At 66.9% G+C, this 8853-nt stretch carries 7 protein-coding genes; 4 read left to right on the top strand and 3 right to left on the bottom strand.

Translation table 11 applies throughout. The features are described from left to right. Nucleotides 1–97: 97 nt before the first annotated feature. Nucleotides 98–736 carry a zinc metalloprotease gene (locus tag ACXJKR_RS17090; RefSeq protein ID WP_056193099.1) on the bottom strand — a complete coding sequence of 213 codons (639 nt, stop codon included), beginning with the start codon at nt 734–736 and terminating at the stop codon, nt 98–100. Between the two features lie 170 nt (nt 737–906). Between ACXJKR_RS17090 and ACXJKR_RS17085 the strand changes: the two genes are divergently transcribed. After that, nucleotides 907–5721: an NAD-glutamate dehydrogenase gene (locus ACXJKR_RS17085; protein WP_457323835.1), complete on the top strand. Its 4815-nt coding sequence runs from the start codon at nt 907–909 to the stop codon at nt 5719–5721. Between the two features lie 48 nt (nt 5722–5769). Further along, entirely contained in the window at nt 5770–6108 is a 339-nt protein-coding gene (locus ACXJKR_RS17080; protein WP_457323834.1) for a thioredoxin family protein, read from the top strand. Here ACXJKR_RS17080 and ACXJKR_RS17075 read toward each other — a convergent pair. Next, on the bottom strand, nt 6105–6533 hold the full coding sequence (locus ACXJKR_RS17075) for a VOC family protein (RefSeq protein ID WP_457323833.1): 429 nt from the start codon (nt 6531–6533) through the stop codon (nt 6105–6107). The two genes, ACXJKR_RS17080 and ACXJKR_RS17075, sit on opposite strands and share 4 nt — an antisense overlap. A 218-nt stretch (nt 6534–6751) precedes the next feature. On the opposite strand from ACXJKR_RS17075, the gene ACXJKR_RS17070 reads away from it, so the two are divergent. Further along, entirely contained in the window at nt 6752–7006 is a 255-nt protein-coding gene (locus ACXJKR_RS17070; RefSeq protein WP_056193108.1) for a hypothetical protein, read from the top strand. An 18-nt stretch (nt 7007–7024) separates the two neighbouring features. On the opposite strand, the gene ACXJKR_RS17065 is transcribed toward ACXJKR_RS17070, so the two are convergent. After that, entirely contained in the window at nt 7025–7507 is a 483-nt protein-coding gene (locus ACXJKR_RS17065) for an AAC(3)-I family aminoglycoside N-acetyltransferase (RefSeq protein ID WP_457323836.1), read from the bottom strand. 194 nt (nt 7508–7701) lie between these two features. On the opposite strand from ACXJKR_RS17065, the gene ACXJKR_RS17060 reads away from it, so the two are divergent. Next, on the top strand, nt 7702–8853 hold a 1152-nt coding region (locus ACXJKR_RS17060), incomplete at its 3' end, for a glycoside hydrolase family 5 protein (protein WP_457323832.1).

The following is an 8853-nucleotide window of genomic DNA, read 5'->3' as shown; positions in this document are numbered from 1 at the left end:
GAAGATACGGTGGCCGGCCATCGTCATTGCTCCTGCGGATTCAAGGGGTCGACGGGCGATGCTGACACAAGCACCGTTCTACAGGCCGCGGTCGGCTTCACTTGGCGACTCCCCGCACCTTCATCGTGTGCGTGAGGCTCATCCGGTCGATGTCGTCGATGGACATGATCGGCGCATACATCAGGTCGGTTGGGTCGGTGGTCCGCGTCCAGCCCAGCTTCATCTCGCCGACGATGCGCATCAGCATCTTCTGCAGGCGCAGACCGATGAGCTCCGCCGACGCGGGCTTGCCGTCCTTGCTGGCTCCCAGTCGGGCCAGGGACAGCACCGAAGTGCGGGCCATGGGGCTGTGGGCCGAGTACTGGAACCGGAAGTTGCGCTCGCGCGAGTTGATGTCCCGGTCCGTGACCACGATGAAATAGGTCCGCGGGCCGGCGTCCTGCAGCCGTTTCGCGAGCGTTGTACCAAAGGCCAGATAGTCCTCGACCGCGTACTGTTGGGTGCCGGGGATGGGGTCGGCCACGCCCGAGGGCATCAGCAGCGAGGCTTTGACCCACACACCGGCTTCCTGGGTCAGCGATCGGGCGACGCCGGCCGCGAACTGCTCGGGAATGCCGTCGGTGGGGATCACGTACAGCGCCACCGCGTCCACCGGGCTGGATGGCACGAGGCGGTCCGGCTGCGCGTTCGCCAGCAAGGGGATGAGCAGCGAGAGCAGGAGGACGCGACGGTGCATGCGATGCCTGGGTCTGGGGGTGACGGGTGGCTGGCATGGTGCCACGACCCAAGATGCGCTGGAAGCGTGTCCAGGCAGGCGTAACCTCCGCTTGTCAACACTTGGCACGGCGCTGCTGGCGCGCGAACATGCCCGGCGACTTGATGCAAACAAAGCGGCAGGAGACAAGCATGCTGGTGCAGACAACCCCCTCGGGCCCGCGGGCCGAGCGCATGGACGAAGTCGTCAAGCTGGTGCGCGCCAAGACCAGCGCTGACCAGCGCGAAACGCTGGCGGATTTCGTGCAGCGCTACTTCGGCCAGGTCGACCCGCAGGAGCTGGCCGAACGCCAGGTGGCCGACTTGTACGGCGCAGCGGTGTCGCACTGGAGCTTTGCCCGCAAGCGCGAGGTCGGCCGCGCGCGGGTGCGGGTGTTCAACCCGACGATTGCCGAGCACGGCTGGCAGTCGACCCACACCGTCATCGAGATCGTCAACGACGACATGCCCTTCCTCGTCGACTCGGTGACGATGGAGGTCAACCGCCACGGGTTGACGCTGCACCTGATCATCCATCCGCTGATGGCGGTGAGCCGCGACGGCGACGGCACGCTGCAGGGGCTGGCGGCCGACGGCCTGCGTGAATCCTTCATCCATGTCGAGGTCGACCGCATTCCCGAGCCGGCCCGACTGGACGCCCTCGCGGCCGACGTGAGCCGCGTGCTCGACGATGTGCGATCGGCCGTGGCCGGCTGGCGCGCCATGCGCCAGCGCATGCAGGACATCGTCGATGAGCTGGAGCAGCAGGCGCCGCCGCTGCCGGCCGACGAGTTGGCCGAGGGCCTGGACTTCCTGCGCTGGCTGGGCGACAACCATTTCACCTTCCTGGGCTACCGCCGCCACGGCCTGGCCAGTGTCGACGGGCAGGACGTGCTGACCGTCGTACCCGATTCGAGCCTGGGCATCCTGCACGACGTGGCCTCGCTGGATGCGGTGGCCGCCTTTGCCGCCCTGCCGGCCGAGGTGCGTGCCCAGGTGCGCCGGCCCGAGCTGCTGGTCGTGACGAAGTCGACTGCGCGCTCCACCGTGCACCGGCCGGGCTACCTGGACTACGTGGCCGTCAAGCGCTTCGGCCCCGACGGCGCAGTCGTCGGTGAGGACCGCTTCCTGGGACTGTTCACCTCCACCGCCTACAGCGCCAACCCGGCCGACATCCCGCTGCTGCGGCGCAAGGTGGCCGACGTGGTCGCGCGCGCCGGCTTCACGCCGGGCGGCCATGCCGGCAAGGCCCTGATCAACATCCTCGAGACCTATCCGCGTGACGAGCTGTTCCAGACCAGCAACGACGACCTGCTGCAGACGGCGGTGGGGATCCTGCACCTGGGCGAGCGCCAGCGCTTCCGCCTGTTCGTGCGGCGCGACCCGTTCCAGCGCTTCCTGTCCTGCCTGATCTACGCGCCGCGCGAGCACTACACGACCGAGTTGCGCCAGAAGTGGCAGGCCATCCTGCTGCAGGCCTTTAACGGCAGCGGCTCGGAGTTCAACGTGCACCTGTCGGAATCGGTGCTGGCGCGCATCCAGATGACGATACGCACCCAGCCGGGCCAGATCCCCGCCTTCGATGTGCGTGAGCTGGAAGCGCGCCTGGCCTCGGCCGCGCGGCGCTGGGACGACGACCTGAAGACGGCGCTGATCGAGGCGACCGGCGAGGCCCGCGGCATCCAGTTGCTGCGCCAGTTCGGCAGCGCCTTCCCCGCCTCGTACCGGGAAGAGTTCGAGGCCCGCGCGGCGGTGCCCGACGTCGAGCTGATGACTCGGCTCACTGATGCCGAACCGCTGGGCATGAACCTGTACCGCCCGCTCGAGGCGCCGCCCGGCCATCTGCGCTTCAAGCTGTTGCGCCGCGGCGAGCCGCTGACGTTGTCGAACAGCCTGCCGATGCTGGAGCACATGGGCATGAAGGTGCTCGACGAGCATCCCTATCGCATCGCGCCGCTGGACTCGGCACCGATCTGGATCCACGACTTCGGGCTGATGGGCAGCGCCGACGCCGAGGTCGAAGTGGCCGCACTGCACCAGGTGTTCGAGAACGCCTTCGCCGCCGTGCTGCGTGGCGAGGTGGAGGACGACGATTTCAACCGCCTCGTCGTGGCGGCACGCCTGACGGCGGAGCAGATCGTCGTGCTGCGTGCCTATGCGAAGTACATGCGGCAGATCGGCTTTGCGCTGTCGCAGTCCTTCATCGAGGCCACGCTGGCCGCGCACGCGCCGATCGCCGCCCAGCTCGCCCGTCTTTTCGAATTGCGCTTCGACCCGGCCGGTGGCGCCAATGCCGAAGCCCAGGCCGCGGAGCAGGTCAAGGCCATCACGGCCGCGCTGGAACAGGTCGAGAACCTGTCGGAGGATCGCGTGCTGCGCCAATACCTGGCGCTGATGCTCGCCACGACGCGCACGAACTTCTGGCGCCGCGATGCGGCAGGCCAGCGGCGCAGCTTCCTGTCGTTCAAGTTCGATTCGTCCAAGGTGCCGGGCCTGCCCGCTCCGAAGCCGATGTTCGAGATCTTCGTCTACTCGCCCCGCTTCGAAGGCGTGCACTTGCGCGGTGGCCGGGTGGCACGCGGCGGCCTGCGCTGGTCGGACCGGCCGGAGGATTTCCGCACCGAGGTGCTGGGCCTGGTGAAGGCGCAGATGGTGAAGAACACCGTCATCGTGCCGGTGGGGTCCAAGGGCGGCTTCGTGCTGAAGAAGGCGCCGCCGTCCAGCGACCGCGAGGCCTTCATGAAGGAGGGCGTGGCCTGCTACCAGAACTATCTGCGCGGCCTGCTGGACATCACCGACAACCGCGTGGGCGACAAGATCGTGCCGCCGCCGCAGGTGCGCCGCTATGACCAGGACGACCCCTATCTGGTCGTCGCCGCCGACAAGGGCACCGCGACCTTCTCGGACTACGCCAACGGCATCAGCAAGGAGTACGGCTTCTGGCTCGGGGACGCCTTCGCTTCCGGTGGCTCGGTCGGCTACGACCACAAGGCCATGGGCATCACGGCACGCGGCGCCTGGGAGTCCGTCAAGCGGCACTTCCGCGAGATGGGCGTCGATACGCAGACCACCGGCTTCACGGTGGCCGGCGTGGGCGACATGTCGGGTGACGTGTTTGGCAACGGCATGCTGCTGTCGCGCCACATCCGCCTGCTGGCGGCCTTCGACCACCGCCACATCTTCCTGGACCCGMCCCCCGATGCGGAAAGCTCGTTTGTCGAGCGCGAGCGCATGTTCAAGCTGCCGCGCTCATCCTGGGCCGACTACAACGCCAGCCTGATCTCGGCGGGCGGCGGCGTGCATGCGCGCAGCGCCAAGTCCATCCCGATCACGTCCGAGGTGAAGCAGGCGCTGGGCATCACCGCCGACACGATGACGCCAACCGAGCTGGTCAATGCCATCCTGAAGGCGCCGGTCGACCTCATCTACAACGGCGGCATCGGCACCTATGTGAAGGCCTCGACCGAGACCCACGCCCAGGTCGGCGACCGCGCGAACGACGCACTGCGCGTCAACGGCGGCGAGTTGCGCTGCAAGGTGTTTGCCGAGGGCGGGAACCTCGGGTGCACGCAGCGCGGGCGCATCGAGTACGCGCTCGCCGGCGGGCGCATCAACACCGATGCCATCGACAACTCGGCGGGTGTCGACACGTCCGACCACGAAGTCAACATCAAGATCCTGCTCGGCCTGGCCGTCAGCGAGGGCGAGCTGACCGAGAAGCAACGCAACACGCTGCTGCCGCAGATGACCGACGACGTCGCCGCGCTGGTGCTGCGCGACAACGTCTTCCAGACCCAGGTGCTCTCGGTCACTGGGCATATGGCGCCGCAGCTGATGGACGCACAGGCGCGCTTCATGCAGTACCTGGAGAAGGCCGAGCGGCTGGACCGCGCGATCGAATACCTGCCGTCCAACGAGGAGATCGCCGACCGGCGCGGCAAGGGCCTGGGGCTGACCAACCCCGAGCGCGCCGTGCTGCTGGCCTACAGCAAGATCTGGCTCTATGACGAGCTGCTCGGCTCCACGCTGCCCGACGACCCCTGGGTGTCGACGGCGCTGGGGCGTTACTTCCCGGCGCTGCTGCAGGACAAGTTCAGCGGCTATATGCAACGCCACCCGCTCAAGCGCGAGATCATCGCCACGCACGTCACCAACAGCATGGTCAACCGGGTCGGCAGCACCTTCGTGCACCGCCTGCTGGAGACCACCGGCGCGCGCGCCTTCGAGATCGTGCGCGCCTACCTGCTGAGCCGCGAGATCTTTGGCATGGTGAGCCTGTGGCAGGGCATCGAGGCGCTGGACAACAAGGTGGCCGACGAGCTGCAGTCGCGCATGCTGATCGACACCAGCCGCCAGCTTGAGCGCGGCACCAAGTGGTTCCTGCGCTCCAACCGCCTGGTGGACGACATGGGCGCCACCATCGAGCACTTCACGTCCAACGTCACCAAGCTCGCCGCGCGCCTGCCGCAGCTGCTGGATGCCGACGAGCGTGCGCGCGTCGACGCTGCGGCAGCCAGCTACATCGCCGGCGGCGTGCCGCGCGAACTGGCCGAGCGCGTGGTCACCTTCGGCACGCTGTACGCGACGCTGGACATCGCCGAGATCGCCGGCAGCGCCCGTTGGCCGGTGGAGCTGGTGGCGGCCATCTACYTCGACCTTGCGAACCGCCTGGGCATGCCGTGGCTGCGCGACAAGATCACCGCCCTGCCCGGCGACCAGCACTGGCAGATGCTCGCCAAGGGCGCCATGCTCGACGATCTGTGGGGCCTGCAGCGCTCCATCACCGGCGCGGTGCTGGCCGGCGGCGGCAACCACGATTCGCCCGACGCCCTGGTCGAGGCCTGGCAGGCCAGCAACGGCCGCACCATCGAACGCGCGGAGCAGTTGCTGGGTGAGCTGCGCGCGGTGCCGGCGCCGGACGCGGCGATGCTGTCGGTCGCGTTGCGGGAGTTGCGTGGCTTGACCTAGCTAGGCATCGCGTTTGCCGTGGCTTCGACATGGCTGCAGGAGATCCCGATGAGCCCTCCCTATTCCAGTGACGAACCACCCCGCGCCGAGGTCGACGCCATGGCTGGCAGCACCGTGCTCGAATTCGGCGCCAACTGGTGCGGCATCTGCCAGKCCGCGCAGCGAACCATCGGCGACGCGGTGACAGCACATGCCGGCGCACCGCTGCGCCACCTGAAGATCGAGGACGGCCCCGGGCGGCCACTGGGCCGCTCGTTCCGCATCAAGCTGTGGCCGACGCTGGTGATGCTGCAGGACGGGCGGGAGGTCGCGCGTGTCGTGCGGCCCGGCGGCACACGCGAGATCGCCGAGGCGCTGGCAGGGCTTGGCGGCAGCCGGAACGGCTAGAAAGTCAACTTGACCGAGTCCGCGCTGCGCTGGGCCACGCCATGGAAGACCGCCTCGATGTTGTTGCCGTCGGGGTCGACGACGAAGGCGGCGTAGTAGCCCGGGTGATAGGGCCGCTCGCCCGGCGCACCGTTGTCCCTGCCGCCAGCCGCCAACGCGGCCTTGTGGAAGGCATCGACGGCGGCTTTGCCCCTGGCCTGGAAAGCCAGGTGCACGCGCCCGGTCAGGTCGCCTTGCGCCGCTTTGCTGTCGGCGGTCGAAACGAAGAGTTCATCCGCCCAGAAGAAGCTGTCGCCGGTGCCACCGATGGGAATCTCCAGCACCTTGAAGACCGCCTCGTAGAAACGCTGGCTGGCCGCCAGGTCGCGCACGACGAGTTGGATGTGATCGACCAGCCGGCCGCGGTGCAGTTCCTGGGTTTCCATGGGTGTTCCAGTGCCGGGTGAGTGGAAGAGCCATGTTAGGAGCCAGCTCCCGCCAAGAGTGTTTCAACAGGATTCAGCGCCGGCCCCGCCGACCCGTCCGTCCCACAAATCCGCAGTTCATCCGCGCGCGCCGGCGATTCATCGCCTGCCGCTCGCGGCGGGGGGCGCGTCTGCAGACACTGCAATCACTGACACAGCCAACCCCACCGGAGCCCACCATGAACACCGCCGCCAAGACCTTCGTCATCGCCATCGCCTCTGTGGCCGCCGCTGCCGCCATGGGCGTGGGCCTGGCCAACCACACCGCGACGCCGGCGACCGAGATCGTGAAGCTGGAGCGCGTGGTTGTGGTCGGCAAGCGCGCCGATGCGATGGTGGTCGCCAAGCTGCCACGCGTCGTCGTCGAAGGGCATCGCAGCGCACCGGCCGAAACGGCGGTAGCCGCAGCCCAGACGGCCGTCTGGCTTGTCTGAAACCCGCGCGGCTGTCAGTCACCCACCCGCCGCTGGCGGGTTTTCTTTTTTTCGGTCTGCAGGCTCGATGTCGAAGTGCAGGACGTCTTCCCGGACGCCCAACTTGCTGTAAAGCGCAATCGCCGGATCATCGCCGTGATCGGCCTGCACGAAGATGACGTAGAACCCTCGAGCCGCTGCGAGCCGCTGCAGCTCTCGGATCATGGCTGTCGCGATGCCCTGCCGCCGATGGTGCTCGGACACCGCCAGGTCGTAGATGTAGAACTCCGAGCGCTGCTGCTCGAACTTGGGCAGCACGTAGCCTGCCAGTCCGCCCACCACATCGTCTCCATCCAGCGCGCAGATCGCGATGAAGGTCTGGCTGCTCAGCAGTTGGCTGAGATAACCGTCTTCCGGTTGCCACCTTGAGTAGGTCGACACGTCRTCAAAAGCTTGCCCGAAGAGAACAAGCATGCGGCGCATCAAGGGCAAGTCGTCTGCGCAGAGAACTCGGATGACCATGGTGCTGGACATTGGTAGATGTGGCCGCGTCATTCTGCGCCTCGCAAATAATGGAACCGATTCCATTCATCAACCCGGGAAAATACTGAAAGTGTCCAGCCCCCAAGGACGCTCCCCACGCATTGTTGACAGGATCTCAGCCCGTCTTGGATACTTGATTGGAACCGGTTCCAATCTATAAACGGAGACAAGACGTGGCAAAACGATGGTTCGTGGGAGGCGCCGCCTCGCGCCTGGGCAGTTCCGCGCGTGACGCTTTACTCGGCGGCGTGATGGGCGCGGCGCTGCTGGCCGGTTGTGGCGGCGGTGGAGGCTCCGGCAGCAACGCAACCGTTCCATCACCCAGTACACCTCCTGTCACCAGCGAAGGCCTCACCCTGCTGAAAACCGACGGCACCCAGTGGGTCAACGCCAGCGGCAAGCAGGTCTTGCTCAAGGGCACCAACCTCGGCAACTGGCTGGTGCAGGAATTCTGGATGATGGGCCAGGGCGGCAATGGCGTGACCGACCAATGCACCCTCGAAGCCAAGCTGACCGAGCGGTTTGGCTATGACGAGAAGGAGCGCCTGATCAAGCTCTTCCGCGACAGCTGGATCACCACGCGCGACTGGGACCAACTGCAGGCCTTCGGCTTCAACATCGTCCGCCTGCCCATCCTGTGGAGCGTCATCGAAGACGAGAAGAAGCCCAAGACCCTGCGCGCGGATGCCTGGAAGTATCTGGACTGGAGCATCGCCGAGGCCAGGAAGCGCGGCATCTACGTGATCCTTGACCTGCACGGCGCTCCCGGCGGCCAGACGCCCAACGATCACACGGGTTGCGCCGGCCAGAACAAATACTGGACGGACGCGCAAGCGCAGGAGCGCACCAAGTGGCTGTGGCAGCAGATCGCCACCAGGTACAAGGACGAGCCTGTGGTTGCGGCCTACGATCCCCTCAACGAGCCCTGGGGCTCCACCGCCGAAGCCATGGTGGCGCGCGTCGAGGAGCTGTACAAAACCATCCGCGCCATCGATGACAAGCACATCGTGCTGCTGCCCAGCCACTACGGCAACATCGACGGCTATGGCAACCCGACAGCCAAGGGCTTCACCAACGTCGCCTTCGAGATCCACCCCTACCCCGGCCTGTTTGGTGACAGGCCTGGCGATTCGCCCTACATGATCCACCGCGACTGGCTGCGCTGCGGGTCGGCGGGCACCGCCGGTGTCTGCGCCTACAACAAGCAGGTCAGCGATCTGAAGATCCCTCTGCTCGTGGGTGAGTTTCAACCCTGGCAGGGTGCGGGCCTGGACCTGGGCGGCCAGATCGGCCGCGCAACCTACGACACCTATGCCAGCTATGGT

The organism is Roseateles sp. P5_E11 (assembly GCF_054049355.1).
This window is presented reverse-complemented; position numbering and strand designations above follow the sequence as displayed.